The 25,256-nt window shown below is 50.0% G+C and carries 28 protein-coding genes; 18 read left to right on the plus strand and 10 right to left on the minus strand.

Annotated features, from left to right (window positions below):
* The first annotated feature begins 5 nt into the window (after window positions 1-5).
* The 3 genes from FIT99_RS07575 to FIT99_RS07585 all read left to right on the plus strand — a co-directional run bounded on the left by FIT99_RS07575 (window position 6) and on the right by FIT99_RS07585 (window position 2,008).
* Window positions 6-680 (plus strand): protein-L-isoaspartate(D-aspartate) O-methyltransferase, encoded by a 675-nt coding sequence (locus FIT99_RS07575; RefSeq protein ID WP_189524721.1) that lies wholly within the window; start codon window positions 6-8, stop codon window positions 678-680.
* The gene (locus tag FIT99_RS07580) at window positions 677-1,576 is read left to right on the plus strand and encodes a peptidoglycan DD-metalloendopeptidase family protein (protein ID WP_140003729.1); all 900 of its coding nucleotides are present in this window, start codon (window positions 677-679) and stop codon (window positions 1,574-1,576) included. Before FIT99_RS07575 ends, FIT99_RS07580 begins: the two co-directional genes overlap by 4 nt.
* A gap of 84 nt (window positions 1,577-1,660) precedes the next feature.
* A complete protein-coding gene (locus FIT99_RS07585; protein ID WP_140003730.1) occupies window positions 1,661-2,008 on the plus strand; it encodes a hypothetical protein in 348 nt (115 codons plus the stop codon).
* Between the two features lie 36 nt (window positions 2,009-2,044).
* Here FIT99_RS07585 and leuA read toward each other — a convergent pair whose 3' ends face one another.
* Window positions 2,045-3,730 (minus strand): 2-isopropylmalate synthase, encoded by a 1,686-nt coding sequence (gene leuA, locus FIT99_RS07590; protein WP_140003731.1) that lies wholly within the window; start codon window positions 3,728-3,730, stop codon window positions 2,045-2,047.
* Between the two features lie 162 nt (window positions 3,731-3,892).
* On the opposite strand from leuA, the gene FIT99_RS07595 reads away from it, so the two are divergent.
* The gene (locus FIT99_RS07595; protein WP_140003732.1) at window positions 3,893-4,357 is read left to right on the plus strand and encodes an Lrp/AsnC family transcriptional regulator; all 465 of its coding nucleotides are present in this window, start codon (window positions 3,893-3,895) and stop codon (window positions 4,355-4,357) included.
* Between the two features lie 77 nt (window positions 4,358-4,434).
* Here FIT99_RS07595 and FIT99_RS07600 read toward each other — a convergent pair whose 3' ends face one another.
* The 5 genes from FIT99_RS07600 to FIT99_RS07620 form a co-directional block, all read right to left on the minus strand.
* Complete coding sequence (locus FIT99_RS07600) at window positions 4,435-4,803, minus strand: thioredoxin family protein (protein WP_140003733.1); 369 nt, start codon at window positions 4,801-4,803, stop codon at window positions 4,435-4,437.
* Window positions 4,804-4,958: 155 nt separating this feature from the next.
* Window positions 4,959-5,492, minus strand: a complete 534-nt coding sequence (locus FIT99_RS07605) for a PEP-CTERM sorting domain-containing protein (RefSeq protein ID WP_140003734.1) — start codon at window positions 5,490-5,492, stop codon at window positions 4,959-4,961.
* A 152-nt stretch (window positions 5,493-5,644) separates the two neighbouring features.
* Window positions 5,645-6,238 carry a nitroreductase family protein gene (locus tag FIT99_RS07610; protein WP_140003735.1) on the minus strand — a complete coding sequence of 198 codons (594 nt, stop codon included), beginning with the start codon at window positions 6,236-6,238 and terminating at the stop codon, window positions 5,645-5,647.
* A 10-nt stretch (window positions 6,239-6,248) separates the two neighbouring features.
* Window positions 6,249-8,795, minus strand: a complete 2,547-nt coding sequence (gene mutS / locus FIT99_RS07615) for a DNA mismatch repair protein MutS (protein WP_140003736.1) — start codon at window positions 8,793-8,795, stop codon at window positions 6,249-6,251.
* 110 nt (window positions 8,796-8,905) lie between these two features.
* Window positions 8,906-9,721 carry an inositol monophosphatase family protein gene (locus FIT99_RS07620; protein ID WP_140003737.1) on the minus strand — a complete coding sequence of 272 codons (816 nt, stop codon included), beginning with the start codon at window positions 9,719-9,721 and terminating at the stop codon, window positions 8,906-8,908.
* Window positions 9,722-9,804: 83 nt separating this feature from the next.
* On the opposite strand from FIT99_RS07620, the gene FIT99_RS07625 reads away from it, so the two are divergent.
* The 10 genes from FIT99_RS07625 to fdx all read left to right on the plus strand — a co-directional run bounded on the left by FIT99_RS07625 (window position 9,805) and on the right by fdx (window position 18,010).
* Complete coding sequence (locus tag FIT99_RS07625) at window positions 9,805-10,557, plus strand: RNA methyltransferase (RefSeq protein ID WP_140003738.1); 753 nt, start codon at window positions 9,805-9,807, stop codon at window positions 10,555-10,557.
* Window positions 10,558-10,620: 63 nt separating this feature from the next.
* Window positions 10,621-11,355, plus strand: a complete 735-nt coding sequence (gene cysE / locus FIT99_RS07630; protein ID WP_140003739.1) for a serine O-acetyltransferase — start codon at window positions 10,621-10,623, stop codon at window positions 11,353-11,355.
* Window positions 11,356-11,486: 131 nt separating this feature from the next.
* Window positions 11,487-11,957 (plus strand): Rrf2 family transcriptional regulator, encoded by a 471-nt coding sequence (locus tag FIT99_RS07635; RefSeq protein WP_140003740.1) that lies wholly within the window; start codon window positions 11,487-11,489, stop codon window positions 11,955-11,957.
* A gap of 9 nt (window positions 11,958-11,966) precedes the next feature.
* On the plus strand, window positions 11,967-13,118 hold the full coding sequence (locus tag FIT99_RS07640; protein WP_140003741.1) for a cysteine desulfurase family protein: 1,152 nt from the start codon (window positions 11,967-11,969) through the stop codon (window positions 13,116-13,118).
* A gap of 25 nt (window positions 13,119-13,143) precedes the next feature.
* A complete protein-coding gene (locus FIT99_RS07645) occupies window positions 13,144-14,361 on the plus strand; it encodes an IscS subfamily cysteine desulfurase (protein WP_140003742.1) in 1,218 nt (405 codons plus the stop codon).
* 136 nt (window positions 14,362-14,497) lie between these two features.
* The gene (iscU, locus tag FIT99_RS07650; protein WP_140003743.1) at window positions 14,498-14,881 is read left to right on the plus strand and encodes a Fe-S cluster assembly scaffold IscU; all 384 of its coding nucleotides are present in this window, start codon (window positions 14,498-14,500) and stop codon (window positions 14,879-14,881) included.
* 1 nt (window position 14,882) lies between these two features.
* Complete coding sequence (gene iscA / locus FIT99_RS07655; protein WP_140003744.1) at window positions 14,883-15,206, plus strand: iron-sulfur cluster assembly protein IscA; 324 nt, start codon at window positions 14,883-14,885, stop codon at window positions 15,204-15,206.
* Window positions 15,207-15,258: 52 nt separating this feature from the next.
* Window positions 15,259-15,771, plus strand: coding sequence for a Fe-S protein assembly co-chaperone HscB (gene hscB, locus FIT99_RS07660; protein WP_140003745.1), 513 nt, complete (start codon window positions 15,259-15,261; stop codon window positions 15,769-15,771).
* 6 nt (window positions 15,772-15,777) lie between these two features.
* Entirely contained in the window at window positions 15,778-17,667 is a 1,890-nt protein-coding gene (gene hscA, locus FIT99_RS07665; protein WP_140003746.1) for a Fe-S protein assembly chaperone HscA, read from the plus strand.
* Window position 17,668: 1 nt separating this feature from the next.
* Complete coding sequence (gene fdx, locus FIT99_RS07670) at window positions 17,669-18,010, plus strand: ISC system 2Fe-2S type ferredoxin (RefSeq protein WP_140003747.1); 342 nt, start codon at window positions 17,669-17,671, stop codon at window positions 18,008-18,010.
* Window positions 18,011-18,082: 72 nt separating this feature from the next.
* Here the strand turns inward: fdx and FIT99_RS07675 are convergent, their stop codons facing one another.
* The 4 genes from FIT99_RS07675 to FIT99_RS07690 form a co-directional block, all read right to left on the minus strand.
* Window positions 18,083-18,727, minus strand: a complete 645-nt coding sequence (locus FIT99_RS07675; RefSeq protein WP_140003748.1) for a carbonic anhydrase — start codon at window positions 18,725-18,727, stop codon at window positions 18,083-18,085.
* Window positions 18,728-18,772: 45 nt separating this feature from the next.
* Entirely contained in the window at window positions 18,773-20,359 is a 1,587-nt protein-coding gene (locus FIT99_RS07680; RefSeq protein WP_140003749.1) for a SulP family inorganic anion transporter, read from the minus strand.
* A gap of 126 nt (window positions 20,360-20,485) precedes the next feature.
* Entirely contained in the window at window positions 20,486-20,773 is a 288-nt protein-coding gene (locus tag FIT99_RS07685) for a hypothetical protein (protein ID WP_140003750.1), read from the minus strand.
* Between the two features lie 84 nt (window positions 20,774-20,857).
* Entirely contained in the window at window positions 20,858-21,115 is a 258-nt protein-coding gene (locus tag FIT99_RS07690) for a hypothetical protein (RefSeq protein WP_140003751.1), read from the minus strand.
* 143 nt (window positions 21,116-21,258) lie between these two features.
* Here FIT99_RS07690 and FIT99_RS07695 point away from each other — a divergent pair, with 143 nt between their 5' ends.
* From FIT99_RS07695 to ribA, 4 genes are all read left to right on the plus strand, one after another.
* The gene (locus tag FIT99_RS07695) at window positions 21,259-22,023 is read left to right on the plus strand and encodes a LuxR C-terminal-related transcriptional regulator (RefSeq protein ID WP_140003752.1); all 765 of its coding nucleotides are present in this window, start codon (window positions 21,259-21,261) and stop codon (window positions 22,021-22,023) included.
* Window positions 22,024-22,026: 3 nt separating this feature from the next.
* The gene (locus FIT99_RS07700) at window positions 22,027-24,003 is read left to right on the plus strand and encodes a hybrid sensor histidine kinase/response regulator (protein WP_140003753.1); all 1,977 of its coding nucleotides are present in this window, start codon (window positions 22,027-22,029) and stop codon (window positions 24,001-24,003) included.
* The gene (locus FIT99_RS07705; RefSeq protein WP_140003754.1) at window positions 24,000-24,452 is read left to right on the plus strand and encodes a response regulator; all 453 of its coding nucleotides are present in this window, start codon (window positions 24,000-24,002) and stop codon (window positions 24,450-24,452) included. The genes FIT99_RS07700 and FIT99_RS07705 overlap by 4 nt, the downstream gene beginning before the upstream one ends.
* Window positions 24,453-24,571: 119 nt before the next feature.
* On the plus strand, window positions 24,572-25,171 hold the full coding sequence (gene ribA, locus FIT99_RS07710; protein WP_140003755.1) for a GTP cyclohydrolase II: 600 nt from the start codon (window positions 24,572-24,574) through the stop codon (window positions 25,169-25,171).
* The last annotated feature ends 85 nt before the right edge of the window (window positions 25,172-25,256 follow it).

A 25,256-nucleotide genomic window follows, 5' to 3' on the forward strand; every position in this document is an offset into this window, starting at 1 on the left:
GTATTATGGCGATTCCTAGAACATCAAATAAAACCGGCATAGGCATGACATCGTCTCGCACGCGTGAGCGCATGCTCACCCGTCTGCGTGAACAAGGCATTCAGGACGAAACGGTGATCGCTGCAATGGCCGATATTCCGCGCCATATTTTTGTCGACGAGGCCTTATCTATCCGGGCCTATGAAGATGTTTCATTGCCCATTGGCTACGGCCAAACCATTTCTCAGCCGTATATAGTGGCTAAAATGACACAAATCTTACGCAATGGCCAACCATTGAATAAAGTGCTCGAAATTGGCACCGGTTGCGGCTACCAAACAGCGGTGTTGTCGCGTGTTAGCCAAGAGGTGTATTCGCTGGAACGCATTCGGCCGTTGGTGATGAAGGCGAGAAACCACTTGCGCACATTAAAATGCACCAACGTCAAACTGGATCATGCTGACGGCAGTCTGGGCTTAAAAAACTACGGTCCGTTTGATGCCATCATGGTCACGGCAGCCGCCAGCCATGTGCCGCAAGAGTTAGTGGAGCAGCTGGCTGTCGGTGGTCGGATGGTGATTCCGGTGGGCACCACAGAGCAGGTCTTGCATTTAATCGAGCGCACCGCACAAGGGGTGCAACAAACCGCACTAGAGCCAGTGAAGTTTGTGCCTTTGTTAGGAGGCACCGCCTTATCATGAAATGTCGTTCTATCATTACGGGATTCGCCCTAGCCTCAGTCCTCACCGCTTGTGCATTAAACTCACCGATGCCGCCCGCACCAGTGACGAGTAGCCCAAGTGCCAGTGATAACAAGACACCCGCACCAACACCCTTGGGTGCTAATCAATATCTGGTGCAAAAAGGCGACACGCTTTATAGTATCGGCCGCAAGTTTGGTGTGCCGTTCATGAAACTTGCCGAGTTCAATCAGCTACAGGCACCCTACGAGATCCATATTGGACAAGTGCTGAATCTCAGTAGCAAGCCATTAAATGCCGCCACAACCCCCACAAAAGGCAATGACGTCAGCAGTTCGCCAGACGATGCTGAAGTGGTCACCGCAGCCATCAGTCGGCCGGAGATGCGCAGCAATAATGACGCAAACGCCGCGCCGACCGAGCCAAAACAGACGGCGACGAGCACTAGCGATTCGCCCAAAACGGTCAGTAACATCGACTTAGAAACCATCGGCGATAATGACATTCAATGGCAATGGCCACTCAGCGGTAAAGTAGGCGCTGGCTTTGACCCACAAACCAATAAGGGCCTGAATATTAACGGCAATGCGGGTCAAACCATTCTCGCTGCAGGTGCCGGTAAGGTGATTTATAGCGGCATGGATGTGCGTGGCTATGGCAAACTCATTATCATCAAACACAATAGCAACCTGCTTTCAGTGTATGCCCACCAAGGCAACTCGATGGTTAAAGAAGGTGCGTTTGTCAGCGCTGGCGAAAAATTAGCCAACTTGCCCGCCGCCGCCAACAACAAATCGCCGGTGCTGCATTTTGAAATTCGGCAAAAAGGGAAACCGGTCGATCCGGCCAGCTATTTACCGGCTAATCCGTCTACAATAGGCACGAATAATAGCTAAGCGGTGATGCCAAATTGGCATAGCAAACCGCTGCAGCACTAACACTGCTTGATTCGTGTTTGATCGTTGCTAAAGGGGCGCTGTATGGATCCAAATCGTTATAGCAAAAACCGTACTATCCGACCAGACAGTGCCTGGAAAATACTGCAAGCACTCATTACCTTGGGGCTGATGCTGTGCGCATTGATCGGTATCGCCGTGCATTTATTTAGTGGCGAACAAGGCCCTGCCGATTGGTGGGCGTGGCTTACTGCCTCGCCGATGAACGGGGTGCTGACTTTTATTGCAGCAGTTGTGCTGATTGCGTTTCATCGTTATATCACGCACATTAGCAGCCAACAACGCCGCGCAGCCAGTGACCTCCCGGTTTACATCATGATGTTGGTTGGCGTTTATTTTATTTACCAACTGATCACCACAGGGCATTGGTAACACCACCAGACTTACCAAGCCCTGAGGAGACGTTGATCAGGCGGATTTCACCATGGCTGCGGGCGCTGCAGCGCATCGATTCATGCCGCTAACAATGGCCTTGATCGAGGCGGTGACAATATTGGTATCCATCCCCACACCGTAACTGACCCGCCCCTGACAGACCACCTCTACAATGGCGCACGCCATCGCCTCCGCAGCAGAGGCACTGGCACCAAGTGAGCGTTCTTCAAAACTGCGCACCTGCACTTGCATGCCAATATTTTGTAACGCATGAATAGCCGCATCCACCGGACCGTTGCCCTGTCCACGGATCACCGTTGGCACACCATCAACGCTAATATGCATCCGAATGGCTTGGCCCTGCGCATGCGTTTCCAGTTGATAGTCTTTCAACGTCATGGGGGCAACAGCATCCACATAATGGGTATGAAAGAGCTGCCACAATGCAGCAGGCCCAACCTCACTGCCATGCGCATCCGTATATTGCTGCACCACTGCAGAAAACTCTACCTGCATGCGTCTAGGCATGACCACGCTATAATGATGCTCCATCAAGTAAGCCACACCGCCTTTGCCAGACTGACTGTTCACGCGAATGATAGAGTCGTAATTGCGACCGAGGTCTTTCGGGTCGATCGGCAGATAAGGCACGTTCCAACGCCCGGTAGCAGACTGACTGGCGAATCCTTTTTTGATGGCATCCTGATGTGAGCCAGAAAATGCGGTGAACACCAGATCACCCGCATACGGATGGCGTGGATGGACGTCAATCTGTGTGCATGCCTCCACCGTGCGTGCAATCGTATCAATATCCGAAAAATCTAGGCCAGTATCCACGCCTTGCGTGAACATATTGAGCGCCACCGTGACCAAATCCACATTGCCCGTCCGCTCCCCATGTCCAAACAAACAGCCCTCGACACGATCCGCCCCCGCCATGATGCCTAGCTCAGTGGCGGCCACTGCCGTCCCACGATCATTATGCGGATGCAAACTAAGAATCACGCTATCGCGGCGCGCAAGGTTGCGATGCATCCACTCGATCTGGTCGGCGTACACATTCGGACTGGCGACCTCAACAGTGGCCGGACAATTGATAATCACCTGACGCTCAGGACTTGCCTCCCAGGCGGCCGTGACCGCATCACACACCTCCTTAGAAAACGCCAGCTCAGTGGCCGTAAAAGTCTCCGGGCTGTATTCCAGCAGCACTTCGGTGTCGGGCATGTCTGCCGCCAGCGATTTCACTAGCAACACGGCCTCCACCGCCATCGCTTTTACCTCAGCTTGGCTCATATTAAACACCACTTCACGAAACGTCGGCGACAGCGCATTGTAAATATGCACAATCACGCGACGCGCACCACGCACCGATGCCATGGTGCGACGGATCAGAGGCTCACGCGCTTGCGTCAGCACTTCTATCGTCACATCCTGCGGAATATGATTTTCTTCAATCAGACTGCGCACAAAATTAAAATCGGTATCAGAAGCTGAAGGGAAAGCCACCTCGATTTCTTTAAAACCAATCTTGCACAACATATTGAACATACGCAGCTTTTTAGCGGCATCCATCGGCTCAAACAAAGACTGATTACCGTCACGCAGATCTGTACTCATCCATACGGGTGGCTGACGAATGACTGCATTTGGCCATTGGCGGTCTTGAAGATCCACCGGAGGAAAAGCCTGATATTTTTGTGTGGACAGTGTCTGCATGCGGAACTCCATGAATATATTGTTGACCAGACACATCATAGACTTTTTCATAAAAATTAAATTGCTAAATTTTCAATAAAAGCAAAATATAAAAAATATTATTTCAATATATGAATATATTTTGTAATAATATTTCAATATTTAAAATTAAGTGAAATTTAAATGAAACTAGACCGCTTCGATAAAGCCATTTTAACCATCTTGCAAACCGATGGTCACATCAGCAATCAAGAGCTCGCTGAGCACATTGGACTCTCCGCCGCGCCCTGCTTGCGGCGCGTCAAAGCTTTAGAACAAGCAGGCCTCATTACCGGCTATCAAGCGCTGGTGGACGCCAAAAAGCTGGGCTTGAGTCTGATGGCACTGATTGGCATTTCAATGGATCAACATACCCCAGAGCGCTTTGCCAACTTTGAGCGCGAGATTACCAACATTGCAGAAGTGCTCGAGTGTTTACTGATTACCGGACAGCAATCGGACTATTTGCTTAAAGTAGTGGTGAAAGATATGGATGACTACCAGCACTTATTGCTGCATAAAATCACCAAAATTGCGGGGGTCACGGGGGTGCATACCAGCTTTGTCTTAAGAAACGTGGTTGCACGAGCCAAGGTGCCAGTCAACTGAAAGGCAGCGCACAGAGGCAAAGCACGCAAAAGAAAAAGGCCACGCATCGCATGGCCTTTTTAAATACCTCTTATGAATTACTGCTTGGCATCTTCCACTTTGTAATACTCGCGCACGGCGGTCAAATCAAATTCACGTGCCCATTTAATGATCTCATCTAAGGCTGGCGCGCCAATTTCACCCACTTGTGCGTGAATGCCTGCGCGCTCGCGAATCACTAATAAACCAGGAATTTGTTTGACTTCAAAGTACTCCGAAATCTCAGGATCGGTTTCGGTATTCACCATGCCGAACACAATATCAGGATTTTTTGCTGCCGCGGCTTCGAATGTGGGGGTAAAAGCCACACAGGGGTCACACCAAGGTGCCCAAAAATCCACCACCACGAAAGCATTGCTTTCAATGGTTTGTTTAAAATTTTCTTTGGTCAATGTTACAACCGCCATACTATCTCCTGTCCAAAAATTTGTTTTTATAGGTATATTTTAACAGACGAACGGAGCGACCAGAAAAAATTCATCACGGAAAGCAATCACGCAGTACAACAAAAAAAGCCGGCGAAGCCGGCTTTCTGTATCAAGCAGTATTTGACCAACGAAGATCAGACTGCGTGTTTTCTTCTGCGAACTAACCCCACAACCGCAACCCCTGCCAGCAGTAATCCCATATTTTCTGGTTCAGGCACTGGCGTTACGCGGAAGGCATAGTTACTGCCTGCTACAAAATAATCTCTAACATACGCAGAAGCAGCGTTGTTAGGGTTTCCGGAATTAAATGCATCCAACGGCCCGTAATACTGACCATCGAATTTATTACTGTAATCTTGCGCAAACACTGTGCCTTGATAACCTAACACTGCATACCAAGCGCTGAAATTGACGTTCAAGGGATTATTATCAACAGTGCTGATGACATAGTCTGATGCTGAACCACCAAAAATTAATGCTGCCGCTTCTTGTGCAGTATAAGCGAGTGGACCATTGGTGGCTTCATACGCTGGGTCAAGCCAATCTGGGGCCTCTGGAGCGTGCACTGACCACTCACCGACAAAGGTGTAGGTTGCGGCCTGCGCAAAAGAAACGCTCAAAAGCAAAGCAGTGCCCACCAGGGTTTTTGCCAACGATGAAATCAACATGTTGATACTCCTCAAAAAATGCACTTGTTTCACCAAGCATCATTTCAATACAAATTATATTTACATACATCCTAAATGATCTTGACGCACAACTCAACACAATCTTACGCACGAAATAGGCTAGTAGAAAAATTGTGTGCGCTGTACAACACTTAGGCTGCCGGCCATTGGCCATCAAAAAACAGTGCTTCGAGTGGCTTGCGGCTGCGCGCTGCCAACTCCCGCTCTTTCACTTCGCCTGAAAGTGCAGCCTCGTCTAACTGATAACCAACGGTGACCATGGCCAAAATTTGATAACGGGCTGGCACTTTAAAAGTCTCTCTGGCTTTATCCGCGTCAAAGCCACCCATCTGATGCGCCATTAAGCCTAATGCGGTGGCTTGCAGACAGAGGTTTTCGGTGGCAGCGCCCGTATCATAAGCGGCCCATTTGTTTGGTTTTTCGTTATGACTGAACAGGCTGTCTGCACAAATTAACAATAATAGTGGTGCATCGACCGCCCAAGTTTGATTGCCCGGTACCAAGCAATCATAGGCCGCTTGCCAGGCGGGCAGATTTTCAGATTTGTGACACACAACATAGCGCCAGGGCTGGTCGCCAAAACACGAAGGCGCCCATCGGGCAGCTTCAAGCAAACTCACGACTTGCGCTTTGCTCAAAGGTTTGGTTGCGTCATAAGCACGACCGCTCCAGCGGTTGGCGATCAGTTCATGGATGGCTTGCTCGGTGGTGGCTGGTTTTTGCATGCTGAAATCCTCACAGTTGTTTTTTCAAAGTATAAAGAAGCTCTAAGGCCTGCTTGGGCGTTAGGTCATCGGGATGGATACGGTCCAACGCTGCGACCAGTGGATGCATCGGGGGTTCCTCTGGCGTTATATTACTAGCAAATAAATCATTTTGTGGCGTGGCTGTCAGCGTCTGGTTCTCTAGCTGTTGCAGTTTACGTTTGGCCAGTTGCACTACTGCTTTTGGGATACCCGCCAACTGCGCGACCTGAATGCCGTAACTCATGGTGGCAGCGCCCTCCTCTACTTTATGCAGAAACACAATGCCTTGGCCATGCTCAACAGCATCCAGATGGACATTGGCTGCATGTTTGGCCTCATCGACAATACGCGTCAGTTCAAAATAGTGGGTGGCAAACAGTGTCAGCGCCTTGTTTTTTTCGAGCAGTTGTTTCGCCACCGCCCAAGCCAAACTTAACCCATCAAAGGTGCTGGTGCCGCGCCCGATTTCGTCTAGCAATACCAGGCTGCTGGCGCTTGCATTGTTGAGGATATTTGCAGTTTCGGTCATCTCAACCATGAAGGTAGAGCGTCCGCCAGCCAGGTCATCGGAAGCACCAATACGGGTAAAAATGCGATCCACCTCACCGATCACGGCACGCTGTGCTGGCACAAAGCTCCCGCAATACGCCAACAACACAATCAGTGCGGTCTGTCGCATAAACGTCGACTTACCGCCCATATTGGGGCCAGTGATTAACAATAACTGGCGATAAGGATTCAGCACTACATCGTTGGCCACATACGGCTGCGCAATACTCTCGACAACCGGATGGCGGCCATGCAGAATTTCAAGACCGATGTCGGCACGAAACTGCGGCTGTACATAATCCAAGGCGCGGGCGCGCTCAGTAAAACAGGCCAGCACATCGAGGGTGGCTACGGCGGTTGCAATCTTTTGCAAATGCGTAATATGGGGCGACATGGCCACCAACACTTGCTCATACAGAATTTTTTCACGTGCTAATGCGCGCTCATTGGCACTCAGTACCTTGTCTTCAAACGCCTTAAGTTCGGGGGTAATAAAGCGCTCGACATTTTTTAATGTTTGACGGCGCCGATATTCTGGCGGTGCACTCTCTGCTTGTAAGCGACTGATTTCAATATAAAAACCATGCACGCTATTGTATTCGACTTTCAGGTTAGTCAAACCCGTACGCGCTTTTTCAGCCGCCTCAAACTGCAGCAAAAAATCACCGTGATCCGTTTGTATCGCGCGAAGCTCATCTAGCTCAGCGTCGTAAGCAGCTGCAATCACCCCACCCTCGCGCAGCACCGCCGAGGGTTCTGCTTGAATCGCCTGTACTAATAACTGCAGTGCCGCCGAGGGCGCCTCTAACGCGGCCAGCAGGCCTTGCAGCAATGCAGATTGCGCGGCGGGCACACTGGCGACCAATGCTGGCAACTGCAATAAACTGTCACGCAAGCCCGATAAATCCCGCGGTCTGGCGGTTTTCATGGCCACGCGCGTCGTCATGCGTTCAATGTCACCAATCGGGTGCAGCGCTTGTTGTAGCGGAGTCTCCAAAAACTGCTGCAACAAGTCTGCCACCGCCAGATGGCGCTGTTGTATGGTCTGCTGATGCCGCAAAGGATGATGCAACCAATGCCGCAACAAACGAGCGCCCATGGCCGTTTGCGTGGTATTTAACAGGGCGTAAAGAGTCGGGCTAGGCTCACCACGGATGGTGGTATCGATCTCCAGATTGCGACGCGTTGCTGCATCCAGTTGCAGATAATGACTGCTTTGCTCGACGCGCAGACCCGCAATATGCGGTAATGCCGTGCGCTGCGTGTGTTTAACATATTCGAGCAATGCGCCTGCCGCCGTGATGGCCGCCGGCATTTCGCCACAACCAAAACCACCCAGATCGTGCGTATTAAACTGTTGTGTCAGGCTACGTTGTGCGGTATCCAAATCAAATTGCCAGGGCGCTAAGCGTTTTTTCGCGCATCGCCATTGCGCCAGCACCTCATTGCTGTGATCTTCAGCGATCACCAGTTCAGCGGGATGAATCCGCTCCAACTCTTGCGGCAAGTGTCCGGGCGCGATCTCACTCAATACAAACTCGCCTGAGGCTAGATTTAGCCAAGCCAGCCCGAAGATGCCCTCCCCTTTGGCCACGCACAATAACGTGTTATCGCGGGTTTCATCTAGCAAGGCAGCATCCGTCAGGGTGCCTGGCGTCAAAATTCGCGTGACCTCGCGCGCGACTGGGCCTTTCGAAGTAGCCGGATCGCCCACTTGCTCACAAATAGCCACCGCCTCGCCCATTTTGGCCAACTTGGCCAAATACCCTTCCGCCGCGTGATAAGGCAAGCCGGCCATCTTGATCGGCTCGCCATTACTTGCCCCTCTGCGCGTGAGCGTAATCCCTAACAATCGTGACGCTTTTTCGGCATCTTCAAAAAATAGCTCGTAAAAGTCGCCCATGCGATAAAACAGCAGCATATCGGGATACTGTGCTTTTAGCGCCAAATACTGGCGCATCATGGGGGTATGGTTTTCGAAAGACATGCCGGAATACTTTATGAATAGATAAAATTTAGAATCATTCGCCAAGGCATCTTACAACAAAAAATAAACCCGGATGCGTAGATCCGGGTTTTTATAACGCATTGCGCGAGTTACATGCCCAAGGTTGGCGTCTTGATCCGCTCAGTCAAATGCGGCGCAATCACCTGTAGCATTTGTCCGAACACTTTCGGGTTCGCTGCCACAATATTGCCAGTACGCAACCAGCTTTCATTGCCCTCAAAGTCACCGACAATCCCGCCGGCTTCTTGCACAATTAAAGCACCTGCAGCGATATCCCATGGTGAGAGGTTGATTTCAAAAAATCCGTCGGTAAAACCGGCTGCGACATAAGCCAGATCGAGCGCAGCGGATCCAGGGCGACGCAAACCAGCAGTTTTTTTCGCCATATCCCGAAAGATATTGATATAAGTTTCCAGATAACTAAAATCTTTAAACGGAAAGCCGGTGGACAACAGCGCTTCTTGCAGCTTGGCCCGTTGCGTCACCCGAATGCGGCGGTTATTCAGAAACGCACCACTGCCGCGGGTGGCGGTAAATAAATCGTTACGGACTGGATCGTAAATGACGGCTTGCGTCAGCACGCCTTTTTCTTGCAAGGCGATTGAAATGCAATATGCCGGAAAGTTGTGCAGAAAGTTAGTCGTGCCATCAAGCGGGTCAATAATCCAGATACTTTCTGCATCGGCATTGGTTTTTCCGCTTTCCTCACCGTAAAACCCATGTTTAGGGTAGGCCTCTTTTAACACATTAATGATGGCTTGTTCGGCATTGCGGTCAACTTCGCTGACAAAATCGTTGGTGTCCTTTTGCTCGATTTTTAAGGCACCGATGTCCAGGGCGGCACGGTTGATGATTTTGCCTGCTTCGCGCGCAGCGCGAATGGCGACATTGAGAATAGGATGCATGCTGTGTGATCTTGATTCAACTGATAAAATGCTATTTTAGCTTTTTACACGCTTAGCCACAAACACAACGGCAAAATAACCCCATGTCACCCTCCCTTGAATCTCCCCTTTTTGCAAATATCCGCATCGTATTGTGCCAAACCAGCCATCCCGGCAACATTGGCTCCACTGCGCGTGCCATGAAAACCATGGGCCTGAACCGACTATATTTGGTCAGACCAAAACATTTTCCGAGCAGTGAGGCCACATCACTTTCCGTCAATGCCGCCGACCTGCTGGAAACCGCAGTGGTGACTGAAACCTTAGAGCAAGCCCTTGCCGACTGCCAGTTTGTCATTGGCGTCAGTGGCAAAGAACGCTCGCTGTCGCAGCAGGTGATGACGGTGAGAGAAGCCGCACAAGAAGTGAAGTCTGTTGCCATGCACAGCGAAATCGCATTGGTGTTTGGCACTGAAATGAGCGGATTAACCAATGACGAAGCAGATCGTTGCCATGTGCTGGCAACGATTCCCGCCAACCCCGAATACACTTCATTAAATTTGGCCCAAGCGGTGCAGATCATGTGCTACGAAATACGCATGGCGCTCACCACTGGCACATTGCATTACCAAGAAAAAGCGGTCGATCTCGCCACGCAAGAAGACTTAGAGCGTTTTTACGAACATATGCGTGAGGTGTTAGAACACATCGGCTACATTAATCCGCGCGCGCCCAAAAAGCTGTTTGAACGCCTGCGCCGTTTGTATGGCCGTAGCCGCTTAGAAAAAGAAGAAGTGAATTTGTTACGCGGTATTTTGACGCTGACGATGCAGCCGAAAAAACACGATAAATATTAAAACGGAGGTCGCGCAAGCAACTGCGCTTTAGACGTGACCCAAAGTTAGTGGCATAATGCGCGCATGTTTAAACACCTCAAAGAAGATATTTCGATTGTGTTTGACCGCGACCCGGCCGCACGTACCCATTTCGAAATTCTAACCACCTACCCCGGTGTGCATGCCCTGATTCTGCATCGATTGAGTCATTATTTATGGGGCCATCGTTTCTACTGGTTAGGTCGCGCACTCTCGCATTTTGCTCGCTTCATGACCGGTATTGAAATTCATCCGGGGGCCACTATTGGCCGCCGCGTATTTATTGACCACGGCATGGGGGTGGTGATTGGTGAAACCGCCATTATTGGTGATGACTGTACGTTGTATCATGGCGTCACCTTGGGCGGCACCAGCTGGAATAAAGGCAAACGCCATCCCACCCTAGAATCTGGCGTGGTCATCGGTGCCGGCGCCAAAGTGCTTGGACCAATAACCATCGGCAAAAACGCCAAAATTGGCTCAAATGCGGTAGTGGTCAAAGATGTGCCAGACGGTGCAACGGCGGTGGGTATTCCAGCGCGCATTCTTGAAGAAGAAAAAGCCAAGCAACGTCAAGACGCAGCACAAAAAATGGGCTTTAATGCCTATGCTGTCGGCAACGATGAAAACGATCCGATGATCAAGGCCATTAATGGCCTCTTAGATCATGCGCATCAACAAGAGGCTGAACTCGCAACACTCAAAGCACAACTAGCCAAGCTTAGCGATGCTGAAACAGATAGCAACGTCGGCGAGGCCTTTGCCAAAAAGCCAGAATAATCGTCCCTGAACCGCCCGTATTTCTGGCCTCAAAATATCTGCAGCGATGCCCTGAACTTTTCAGACGCAATAATTGACTAAAACAGTAGGTTATTATATTATTTCACTCTGTTTTAAAGGGGCATTCAAAGATGCGATTAACCACCAAGGGCCGTTTTGCTGTCACCGCAATGCTAGATATTGCGCTTTACGAAGCGGACAAGCCTGTCACGTTGGCCGGTATCAGCGAGCGCCAAAGCATTTCGCTTTCTTACCTCGAACAATTGTTCAGCCGTCTACGCAAGCAGGGCTTGGTGTCCAGTGTGCGTGGTCCCGGTGGCGGTTATCGAATTGCCAAAGCGCACCAAGACATTTCAGTTTCTGACATTATCACGGCAGTCGATGAACAAATTGATGCCACCCAATGCGGTGGCAGTGAAAATTGCCATGATGACGGTCGTTGCATGACGCACGAACTGTGGGCATCACTCAATGGCAAAATTCTTGATTACTTGTCAGGGGTCAGTTTGGGCGACATGGTTGAGATGCAGCGCAAAAAAGGCGCAGGCACGGTGGTCTTCGCCCCTAGAAAATGTGGCTCTGAAGCAACGGTTGCCGCTTAAGCACTGGCCATGACCGCCCACAGCGTTTTTTTTGATCACAACAGTACTACCGCTTTAAAGCCGCAGGTACTGGAGGCGATGCTGCCTTGGTTGACCGCACCTACCGGCAACCCGACCAGCCGCCATGTGTTTGGCCGCAATGCGCGCGAGGCATTGGAGCTGGCCAGAAAACAAATCGCTGAATGCGTCGGCGTGCAAGCGTCACAAGTGATATTTACCGCTGGCGGCACCGAAGCAAATAACTTTGCGATAAAAGGCATTGCCAGCAACTTAAGTCCAGGTCAGCTGTTAGTCAGTGCCATCGAGCATCCCTGCGTTGCGCGCCCGGCACAGTCATTGGCGTGGCAGGGTTGGCAAGTGAACCAGATGAAGGTCAACAGTGATGGCGTGATTGATCTCGCGCAAGCAGAACAAGCGTTTCAAACCCGACCCGGCTTGGCCTCAGTCATGCTGGCGAACAATGAAACCGGCGCCATTCAACCAGTGAGCACCTTAGCCGCGCTAGCGAGAGCACATGGCACGCTGTTGCATAGCGATGCAGTCCAAGCATTTGGCAAAATTGAGGTCGACATGCAAGCACTCGGTGTACATGCGATGACCCTTTCAAGCCACAAAATTGGTGGCCCGATTGGGGTGGGTGCATTGATTATAGATAAGCGTGTAGACATTGCGCCTTTGTTGCACGGCGGTGGCCAAGAACGCGGCCTACGCAGTGGCACTGAAAATGTTGCCGGCATCGTCGGCTTCGCTCGTGCCGCACAGCTGGCCATGCAGAGCCTAAGCAGTCGTAGCACTTTAGTGCAAGGCCTGCGCCAACAGCTAGAGGCAGGGTTACACAAACTGGGGGCAACCATTTTTGCAGCAAAAGCAGTGCGTTTAAGCAATACCAGTTTTTTTGCAATACCAAATATCGAAGGTGAAACATTGGTCACAGCGCTGGATAAAGCCGGCTTTGCGGTCGCTAGCGGCTCGGCCTGCGCGAGTGACAGCACTGAGCCCAGTCAGGTGTTACTGGCGATGGGCGTGGCGCCAGACCTAGCGCGTGGTGCGGTACGTGTCAGTTTGAGCGACAGCAATACCAGTGATGAAATCACACAGTTTGTGGCAGCGTTGCAACAACAAGTGCAACGTCTGAAGGGATTAAGTGCCGTAGCGGCATAAGACTTTAATGGAAAGAGCATGAGATATGTCTGAAAGAAAGCCAATTTATCTGGATTACTCTGCGACCACGCCGGTAGACCCACGTGTTGCGCAAAAAATGATTCCTTACCTGACCGAAGATTTTGGCAACCCTGCTTCGCGTAGCCATCCCTATGGTTGGACGGCTGAGCACGCGGTAGAAGAAGCACGTGAAGAAGTCGCAAGATTGGTCAATGCCGACCCGCGTGAAATCGTTTGGACGTCAGGCGCCACCGAATCGAACAACTTGGCCATTAAAGGGGCTGCACACTTTTATGCCGAGAGCAAAGGCAAGCACATCATCACGCTGGCCACCGAGCACAAAGCCGTTTTGGATGCAGTACGTGAATTAGAGCGAGAAGGCTTTGAGGCCACTTATTTGCAACCAGAGCCTGATGGCCTGCTGAGTCTTGAAAAGTTCAAGGCTGCGATTCGGCCCGACACTGTGCTGGCCTCAATCATGATGGTCAATAACGAGATCGGTGTCATCCAAGACATGACCGCATTAGGCGACGTGTGCCGCGCGAACAATGTGATTTTTCACGTTGACGCCGCACAAGCCACCGGTAAAGTGATCATCGACCTTGAAACGCTGCCCGTCGATTTGATGAGTTTTTCTGCACACAAAACTTATGGCCCCAAAGGCATCGGTGCATTGTATGTCCGTCGCAAACCGCGTATCCGTATTGAAGCACAAATGCACGGCGGTGGTCATGAGCGTGGTATGCGTTCAGGCACGTTAGCGACACACCAAATTGCCGGCATGGGCGAGGCTTTCCGCATCGCACGTGAAGAAATGGCCAGCGAAAATGAGCGGATCCGCATGTTGCGCGATCGTTTACTCAATGGCTTGATGCAAATTGAAGAAACCTATGTCAATGGTGATCTTGATCATCGCGTTCCGCACAACCTTAACGTCAGTTTTAACTATGTTGAGGGCGAATCGCTGATCATGGCAATTAAAGATATCGCGGTCTCCTCAGGCTCTGCCTGTACTTCTGCAAGCCTGGAGCCAAGCTATGTGTTACGCGCGTTAGGACGCTCTGACGAACTGGCGCACAGCTCGATTCGCTTTAGCATCGGCCGTTTTACTACCGAAGCTGATGTAGATTACACCATTGATTTATTAAAGAGCAAAATTGATAAATTACGTGAACTATCACCATTATGGGAAATGTTCAAAGATGGCGTCGACTTGTCCAAAGTAGAATGGGCAGAACACTAGCAATATTAGGCGCGGATCGCCCAAGCAGCATATTTGTGCAATCCGCGTTGAAATACACGCAAAATAGGCGTTATTTTTAGGTACGGCAAAGCGACAAGCGCTCGTTTGTCGCGATTGAATGGATAGGAGCAACACTATGGCTTACTCAGATAAAGTATTAGACCACTATGAAAACCCACGTAATGTCGGTTCTTTGGACAAAAGCGATCCAAATGTAGGCACCGGCATGGTCGGCGCGCCAGCCTGTGGCGATGTCATGAAATTGCAAATCAAGGTGAATGATGCGGGTGTGATTGAAGACGCCAAATTTAAAACCTATGGTTGTGGTTCTGCTATTGCCTCCAGCTCACTGGTCACCGAATGGTTAAAAGGGAAAACCCTGGACCAGGCGCAAGAAATCAAAAACGCGGCCATTGCGGAAGAGCTCGCATTACCGCCAGTTAAAATTCACTGTTCAGTTCTGGCTGAAGACGCGATCAAATCTGCGATTGCTGACTTGAAATCCAAACAAGGTCACTAAGATGGCGATTACCCTGACTGAGACCGCAGCCAACCGTGTTGAAAAGTTCTTGGCAAACCGTGGCAAAGGCCTAGGTTTGCGTCTGGGCGTCAAAACCACCGGCTGTTCAGGCATGGCCTACACCTTAGAATTCGTTGATGAAATGCTGGACGAAGATATTGCGTTTGAAAGCCATGGCATTAAGGTCATTGTCGATCCAAAAAGCTTGGTATACATCGATGGCACCGAACTCGACTTCACCAAAGAAGGGTTGAACGAAGGCTTCAAGTTCAACAATCCAAATGTGAAAGATGAGTGCGGCTGCGGCGAATCCTTTACCGTTTAACGCGTTGCGGCCTCTACCTGCACACAAGCAGTGTGTTTGCCATCGATAGAATATGCAAAACTATTTCGCCCTCTTTCAGCTACCGCAACAGTTTGCGGTAGATCTCGCATTGCTAGATCGCCAATACCGTCAGTTACAGGCGGAAGTGCATCCAGATAAATTTGTGAACGCATCGCCTGCAGAACGCATGCAGTCTATGCAAATGGCGACCTTGGCTAACGAAGCCTATCTGACGCTAAAACAGCCCACTGCCCGTGCGCGCTACCTGCTTCAACTGCAGGGCGTTGAAACGGACGAAGAGAACAACACGGCCATGCCTACAGATTTTTTAATGGCGCAAATGGAATGGCGTGAGGCGATGGATGAAGCGAAATTGAGCAAAGATGTTGCCGCCTTGGAGTTGTTGCTCACCGACATGCGGCAGCAGGCAAAAGCATTGCAGCAAGACATTGAAAGTGAGATCGTAGAGAACCCGACGCAAGCTGCACTGACCGTGCGCAAATTGCGCTTTATAGACAAAGTGAGTGAAGATGTGAATCAACTAATCGCTCAGTTGGAAGATTAGAGTTTCATGGCCCTATTACAGATTTCTGAACCTGGCGCATCCCCTGCCCCGCATCAACACAAGCTGGCTGTCGGCATTGATTTAGGCACGACTAACTCGCTGGTGGCCACGGTGCGCAGTGGGATGAGCACCGTATTACATGATGAGCACGGGCATGCATTGCTGCCTTCTGTGGTGCGCTATCTAGAGCACGACGTCGTGGTTGGTCATGAGGCGCAGGCTGCGCAAAGCCTGGACCCCGTCAACACGATCGTTTCGGTCAAACGCTTTATGGGTCGTGCTTTGCACGATATCACTGACCGGGCGCATATTCCTTATCATTTTGTTGAAAATGATCGCTCGCAAGGCATGCTTGAACTCAACACCCGCGCAGGTTTAAAAAGCCCAGTAGAAATATCAGCTGACATTTTAAAAACACTCAAGATTCGCGCAGAAAAAGCACTCGGCGGTGAGTTGACCGGCGCGGTGATTACCGTACCGGCATATTTTGATGATGCACAACGTCAGGCAACCAAAGATGCTGCGCGTCTGGCTGGCTTGCATGTATTGCGCTTGCTCAATGAGCCCACAGCCGCAGCAGTCGCCTACGGGCTGGACAATGCGGCTGAGGGTGTCTATGTTATTTATGACTTAGGCGGTGGCACGTTTGATATTTCTATTTTGCGCTTGAGCAAAGGGGTGTTTGAAGTATTGGCAACCAATGGCGACTCCGCTCTCGGCGGTGACGACTTTGATCACCGCATTTTTTGCTGGGTACTCGACCAAGTGCGGCTCAAGACCAGCGACTTTAAGCCACTCAGCGAAGAAGACACCCGCTTATTGCTGACCAAAGCACGTCAGGCCAAAGAATGGCTCACCGATAATCATGAAGCAAATATTGTTTGTAAATTAAGTAATGGCGCCTTGGTCGACGAAACCTTATCCGTCAGCCAATTTGTGACGTTGACTGAGCATCTCGTGAACAAAACGCTGAGTCCCACGCGAAAAGCAATGCGCGATGCAGGATTAAGCATCAGTGACATCAAAGGCGTGGTGTTGGTTGGAGGCGCTACACGCATGCCGCATATTCGCCATGCGGTACAGGCTTTTTTTGAGCAAGAACCATTAACGAATCTTGATCCCGACAAAGTAGTCGCCCTCGGCGCGGCCATTCAGGCCAATGTGCTGGCAGGCAACCGCAGCGATGAAGATCTGTTGTTGCTGGATGTGACGCCGCTATCGCTAGGTCTTGAAACCATGGGTGGCTTGGTCGAAAAAGTCATTCCGCGTAACTCAACCTTGCCGATTGCACGGGCACAAGATTTCACCACCTATAAAGATGGTCAAACCGCATTGGCGATTCACGTCGTGCAAGGTGAGCGGGAACTGGTCTCAGACTGCCGCTCTTTGGCACGCTTTGAATTGCGTGGTATTCCACCGATGGCCGCAGGCGCAGCGCGCATTCGCGTCACCTTTCAAGTCGATGCTGACGGCTTATTATCGGTCACCGCGCGCGAGCAAACCAACGGTGTCGAAGCCAACATGACGGTCAAACCATCTTATGGTCTGAGCGAAGATCAAATCACCACTATGCTTAAAGACTCCTTCGGTGCCGCTGAGAGCGATAAAGCCGCCCGCATGTTGCGAGAGGCCGTGGTTGACGCGCAACGTCTCATTGAAGCGATTGAGGCAGCGCTCACCGAAGATGGCGAGCATCTATTAAGCAGCGATGAAAATGAAACAATTCGTCAGCACATCGCAGCCCTAAAAACCTTATGTCAGGGCACAGACAGCCATGCAATTAACCAGGCAAGCGACGCACTCAACCATGCCACAGAAGACTTTGCCGCCAGACGCATGGACGCCTCGGTGCAAAAGGCGCTTGCGGGTAAAAACCTAGATTCACTGGAACTATAATATGCCAAAAATTACTGTATTACCGCATGCCGAACTCTGCCCGCAAGGCGCAGTGATTGAAGTGGCACAAGGCACCTCCATTTGCGATGCGCTGTTAAAAAATGACATCGATATCGATAATGCCTGTGGCGGCGTGTGCGCCTGTACGACCTGTCACATCGTGGTGCGCGAGGGCTTTAACACGCTGAATGACATCGAAGAGGATGAAGACGATATGCTCGATCGTGCTTGGGGTCTTACCCCGCAGTCACGACTTTCTTGCCAGGCGGTGATACAAAGCGCAGATGTAACGGTGGAGATTCCGAAATACAGCATCAACCTGGCCAAAGAGGGCCAGCACTAGGGCTGAAAGCCTCCATGGTGCACAAAAAAGCCGATGCAAGCATCGGCTTTTTTTATGCGAACAGTGCCATGCTTAACCGATAAAAGTATCTTCGAGGAAATTTACTTTACCGTTTGAGATATCGTAGACGGCGCCCACTATACCGATCTGCTTGCTTTGCAGCATATCGTCCACAATATCACTGCAACGAATAATCGTATCGATCTGATACTTGACGTTTAACGCGCAAATTTTCTCAACAAAATCGCTATTTTTTGAGTTGCGTTGGTCGGCATCCGTGATGGTTTTTTCATGACGTATCGCTGGCTTGATCAAATTAATAATCTCGCCGATGTGGCCGTCCTTAAAGTCATCACAAGCGGCTTTGACCGCACCACATGAACTATGCCCCATGACTACGATCAGTTTGCTGCCTAGGTATTTACTCGCAAACTCAAGGCTGCCAATGGCTTTGTCTGAGGCAATATTGCCTGCCAATCGCACACTGAATACATCGCCCAGTGCTTGGTCAAATAACAACTCGACCGGGGCACGCGAATCGCTGCAGCTTAAAAATGAAGAGAAAGGATGTTGTTTATCTTTGGTAATTTGAATCAGGCTTTTGAAGTCTTTGTCTTGCTCACGGTCGTTGGCAAAACGGCGATTACCTTCAATTAAAATATCCAATGCCTCACGTGGGGTCATTTTTTCACGGTCGAGTAAAGGGTGTTTGTACATATGTAACCTCTGTCAAATAATTATTATGAATGCTAGGGGATGAAGCTAGTGCCCCAATAAATGTTTGGGTGGTTTGAATTGAATGGTCTCCACCACTATATTTTTTAATTTTGCATGTTGCTGGTAGTCATGAATAAACTCCACCACATCATAAGCGATGGACTTACTGCTGGTGCAGTCAATCACCACCTTGCTGTTAGCGGGTATGCTATCAAGCACCTCCAGAATGCTCGCTTTGTTAAAAAACGAGACTTCTTCTGCCAGCACCAGGTGATAAACCTCTTTACCCTCTTCAGTAGAGCGTGTTTGTTTGATGTAATGCGAGTTGCGGTAGCTGTGATGTAAAGTGAAAAATACAGCCACCACCAGACCTAAACCAATCCCAGTCAACAAATCAGTGAAGACGATGGCCACAATGGTGACGATAAACGGTATGAACTGCTCCCAGCCGAGCGCATACATCTGTTTAAACAGGCTAGGCTTCGCCAGTTTGTAACCCACCATAATCAGAATAGTGGCTAAGCTAGCCAGTGGGATCAAATTCAAAAAACTCGCAATGGTCATTGCACTTAACAACAACCAAAAACCGTGCAAAATAGCAGACAGTTTAGTTTGTGCGCCAAAAGTAATATTGGCACTGCTGCGCACAATCACTTGCGTGATCGGCAAACCGCCGATCAAACCAGAGACCATATTGCCCAGGCCTTGCGCTTTGAGTTCACGATTAGTGGGGGTAATCCTTTTTGATGGATCTAACTTGTCAGTGGCCTCAACACACAACAGCGTTTCTAAGCTGGCCACAATGGCCATCACCAACGCCGTTTTAATCACCAGCGGTTGCGTCATCTGGCTAAAATCGGGGTGGGTAAAAAAACTGGCAAAGTCACCGATACTGCTCGCCACCGGTAAGCTGACTATTTGTGAAGCATCCAGTTTAAAGTCCAGCCATTGATTCACAAAAGCCAAGTTCAGCGCAATACCGACCAACACCACCACAATCGGCCCTTGCAATAGTTGGAACACGCGGTGTTTTTTGGTGAGCACACTGTCCCACAGAATCAAAATCACAAACGAAACCACGGCGATTAAAATAGCGCCGGGCGTCAGCAAATCCCACGCTTGTAAAATATCTGTAAACGTATTGTGCCCACTGCCCTCTTCAAACGCTTCGTCGCCCTCGAAGTCGGCATCGTAACCAAACGCGTGTGGTATCTGCTTTAAAATAATCAATAAGCCAATACCGGTTAACATGCCTTTGATCACCGAAGACGGCACGAAATACGCAATAAATCCCGCTTTAAATTGGCCTAATAAAAACTGGAACAGACCCGCCAACACCACAGCGGCCAGAAACGCTTCATAAGAGCCTAAGTTGCCAATGGCTGCCAAAACAATGACCGCCAGCCCCGCTGCCGGGCCACTCACCCCCAGTTGCGAACCGCTGGCAAAGCCGACCACAATGCCGCCGATGATGCCGGCAATGACCCCGGAAAATAAGGGAGCACCTGATGCAAGCGCAATGCCCAAACATAGTGGCAAGGCCACAAAAAACACCACAATCGAGGCAGGCAAGTCTCGATTGATATGCTTAAAAAACGCTAGTGAACCAGAGTCTTGCAACGTGCTTGACATCGTTTATATCCTTCACACATAAAATAATCGTTATATTTTTTTAATTGTATAGGTTGCCATTTTCACACACAAAACCCCGCAATGTTGCGGGGTTGAGGGTGGTTGATCAGCCTAGGGCAAACTATTTTAATCTGCCGAGCTGCCCGCCGTGTAAGGACGCTTGCCAATAAAATTCAGACGCATCTGCTGGTGCTTATCAAAACCTGGTTCCGGTTTGTCAGTCACAATGCCAGCCCCAACCCATTTTTCATCCGGATTTTGCTTGGCGATGGGTGCTTTCGCGTAAGGACGCTTACCCAAAAAGTGGTTTTGATGCATCTGGTTCACAACCGACTCCTGCTCTACTGACTCTTCAGCCTGCGCATAAGACATTAAACCAAATGTTACCCATAGTGCCAACAAAAATTTACACATTTCTCGCTCCTACATTATTCATTTATAGTTACAGTTTTATGAATTGCACGTTGATTATGTCGACATTAGCTTACACAACTCTGACTAGAAAGCGCGCTTGCCAAGTGCATGCATTTTCAGCACTTGTTGGGTATTCGTTTGGTCTACTCTTAGTGTAGCACCTACCCAAGCTTGCTCAGCGTCGGCCTTGGCCAACACCACAGGCTGATAAGGGCGCTTACCCAGAAAATGTACGTGATGGACATTCTGCACTTTTTCACCAGAATTGTTTTCAGACGCTTGTACTGCCACGCCAAAGCTCAAGCCTAAGATCATGGTTACCGCAGTAGTAAATGTACGCATATTTGTTCTCCTTTAAGTAGTCCGTTGACTGTCGTTTCTGAATGCTTTCAATCTCAATGCATTCACCATGGATTGCATTTTGCCCATGTTCTGACAACAAAAAATCTACCAATATAGGTAGTTCGGTATATACTAAACGGCATATGCAAAATAACCTACCTCCTTCTACCGAGAGCGCATTTGCGCTGCGAAACGCGCTCAAACAGAGCCAAGTGCAACTGGCACATGACCGTTTGTTTGAACGTCTGGGCCAGAAATTGTTCATGCATGGGTGGTCAGAAGCGCTGTTGCAATGGCTGCTGGATGAACTATGCATGCAGTTTGGCGCGGCACACGGCTTGATCAGCCAGCAGCATGCCGGTGCGCTAAAAATGCTGGCGCAGCGTGGCAAGACGTTTCCGGTGGGTGCTCGCGTGCCGATGCTGGGCGCTCTGGGACAATGGCTGAAAGAACCGATACGCTTTGAGGCCCATACCCAATTTGTGCCCAGCTTGTGGACAGTCACTACAGTGGAGCAATCTGTGTTGCACTGCTATCACCTGCCCATCGCCTGTCAGCAACGCGCGGTGGGATTGCTAGGGTTAATGACCGGCAACCCATTAAGCGCAGCGAGTTTGCAAGTGCTTCATAGCGCCTGCGGTCTAATAGGTTTCGCCTTGCAGGGTCAGCCAAACAGTCAGCATGTGATTGATGACAGTGCCCTGCAAAAACTTACTCCGCGTGAACGCGAGGTATTTGCACTACTCCCCTCCGGCGCCAGTAATGCAGCGCTAGCGCTCAAATTGGGCATCTCGCCAGGCACGGTTAAGATTCACGTTGAGCGCATTTTAAGCAAACTAGATTTGAATGACCGTACCCAGGCTGCCGTCAAAGCGGTAGAGGCAGGATTCAAGAGTGAGGGTTTATAACGCATGAATCGCGCATTCAATCCTTTGCAGCAACTCACCAGCCGGATGAATCGACTGTGGCAGGATTTGTCATTAACCACGAAGGGCATCGTGTTAAATGCCTTGCCGTTAACCGTATTGCTAGCCTCACTGGCATTGATTTTTGAAAGCGAACAACAAGCCGCTTTACTTGAAAGACGCGTACAAAATGCGCTACAAATCCAGCAGGATATCCAAACCTTGCAAACCTTGTTACTCGAAGCCTCCACCGGTGTGCGCGATTTTTTGCTCACCGGCAATCGCCAGTTTTTGTCTGGCTATGAGAGTGCGAAGCAAAGCATGCCCAATCTGTTGAATTCGCTAGAACATAATCTGGACGACCAATCACAACAACATTTATTACAAGTCATCCATCCGCTGGTCGCCAAAAATCTTGACGATTTGGCCGTGCTCGCCAGCCATCGTCAAAAAGAGGCCGATGAAGCCCTCATTCGTAAATTTAGCTCACAAGGCAATGCGTTGAATCAATTACGCAGTCATCTAAACAAGATGAGCTTGCGCGAGTCTGCGATTGTTAATCAAGACAAAAAAGAAGTAATTTACGAACGCAAACGTAACTTACGGATTACATTAATGGCGGTGATTGCAGGTGTCGTGGGTTCACTAATTGGCGTTTGGCTGTTTACGCAGACCATCGTCACGCGGGTGAAAACCATCCGTGATAGCGCGAATCATTTAGTCAAAGGCGAACCATTGGCGTTACCCAGCATTAGCCGGGACGAATTAGGACAACTGACCAGCGAATTAGAACATGCCTCACGATTGCTCACGCAAAGCGCGCAAGAGGCCCATTTAGCCAAGGTTGAAGCAGAAGAAGCGAGTGCGGCAAAAAGTAATTTTTTATCGCGCACTAGCCATGAGCTGCGCACGCCGTTGAATGCCATTTTAGGCTTTGCACAAATTCTTGAAAACGATTTGCCTGAGGGCCGGCAAAAAGACAGTGCGGCGTTAATCCACAATGCTGGCCAACACTTGTTGAAACTAATCAATGAGGTGTTGGATATCTCGCGTATTGAGAGCGGCGATATCGGTATGTCGATGGAGGTGCTGGCGCTGAACCAGCTGCTTGAGGAGGCCTACCATTATTTAAAACCGCTGGAGAAAGTACGTGACATGACGATTGTCACCCAGTTTGAGGATGATTTATTTGTGCGTGCCGATCGGCAGCGATTGTTGCAGGTGATCTTGAACTTACTGGCAAACGCGCTGAAATACGGCCCGGATAGCACCAAGGTGCGGTTTCATGCTTATCGTCAGCAGGGCAAGGTTCGCGTTGATATCGAGGATGCCGGCAAAGGTATCCCCGCACAATTGCGCTCTCGCTTGTTTACGCCTTTTGACCGGTTGGGGGCAGAGCGCACCGTCATTGAGGGCACTGGCTTAGGTTTGGTACTTAGCAAACAACTGATCGATGCCATGGGCGGTGAAATTGGGGTGGCAGAAGACAAAAGCCTATTCTGGTTCAGTTTGCCTGAGACGCTTGAAATAGCCGCAATCCGGCCAGACACAACCGCGCAGGCAGCCGTGCCTATCATACGCGCGGCCGCCAAAAGTGCTGGCAAACGCCATGTGCTTTACGTCGAAGATAACCAGAGCAATCAGGCCTTGATTGAGGCCATGATGAGTAAGCACCGTCACCTTAAACTCCATCTTGCCGCAAGTGTCCAAGAGAGTCTGGTATGGTTGAGAGATATGCAGCCAGACTTGCTACTTTTGGACCTCAACTTGCCGGATGGCTCAGGTGAATCCTTGATCCACCACATTCAATCCAGCCGGACCCAGTTGCAACAAATGCCCATTATTGTACTTAGCGCCGACGCGCTGCCAGAGACCATACAACGCTTAAACGCACTGGGCATCGCGCATTATTTTACTAAACCGATTAATGTTGCCGCCTTCAATCAGCTACTGTTAAAACTCCTGCCGGAGTCCCCCTTATGAATATTGAACAACTGCGTAGCTCAAAAATTTTAATCATCGATGATGCAGAAGCCAACCTAAGGTTGCTGGAAACGCTACTCACCAAGGAAGGTTTTGAACAGGTCATCAGCACCTCAGACGCCACCAAAACCATGGATCTGGTCAATGCGTTTCAACCAGACCTGATTCTGCTTGACTTGATGATGCCAGTGCTGGATGGGTTTGCCGTGCTCGACCAGCTCTCTCATCATGTGGGCCAACATGACTATCTACCCGTGTTAGTGCTCACCGCCGATGCAACCATTGCCACGCGGCGTAAGGCGTTAGCCTTGGGTGCCAAAGACTTTTTGACCAAACCATTCGACCCAATGGAGGCCATGTTACGCGTATGGATATTACTTGAAACGCGCTGGCTCTTTACGCAACTCAAACAACATCAACCCAATTTGCAACTGCCAGGCTATCAATAGCTTTCATGGTTAAAAACAGGCGGTCGTCTTTACAACACAGATTAATTGTATGTTGGTACTTTAAAAAGCGCACAACCGCTACAATATTACCCTAGCCTTTTAGCCGAACCGGTCATCCAATGCTCTTCTTATCCCACACTTCAAGCGCCAGATTACCAACCCAATTTGGAACGTTTGATATTCATGTTTTTAGCGATCGCCGTAATGGGCTGGAGCATATTGCGCTGGCATGTGGTGAAGTGCAGCGTGCAGAGGCACCGCTGGTGAGAGTGCATTCCGAGTGCTTGACTGGCGATATCTTTGGCTCCACCCGCTGCGACTGCGGCGAGCAATTACACCACGCCCAGCGCCTGATTCAAGAAACTGGCCACGGGCTGATTCTGTATTTAAAAAATCATGAGGGCCGTGGCATTGGGCTGACCAATAAAATGCGCGCCTATGCCCTGCAAGACCAAGGCCTAGACACAGTGGAAGCGAATGAAGCGCTCGGGCTACCAGTCGATGCACGGAGTTATGAGGCCGCAGCGGATATGTTGGCATTTTTTGACATTCAGCGTATTCGCCTATTGTCTAACAATCAGGACAAACGCGCGGCCTTACAAGCGCTTGGTATCAGTATTGCTGAACAAGTGCCTTTATTAACCACGCCCACCCACGAAAATCTCAAATACCTACAAACGAAGTCACACAAGCTGGGCCATCTTATTCCAGATTTGTAAGTCAGCCGCAGGCATCGCAGCCGCATATCGAAAACGGTTATAAGTCATCCATGAAATGTTATAAACCGCTCTCAGCAGCAGGTTT

Origin of the sequence: Methylophilus medardicus (assembly GCF_006363955.1) — a bacterium.
Classification (GTDB): domain Bacteria; phylum Pseudomonadota; class Gammaproteobacteria; order Burkholderiales; family Methylophilaceae; genus Methylophilus; species Methylophilus medardensis.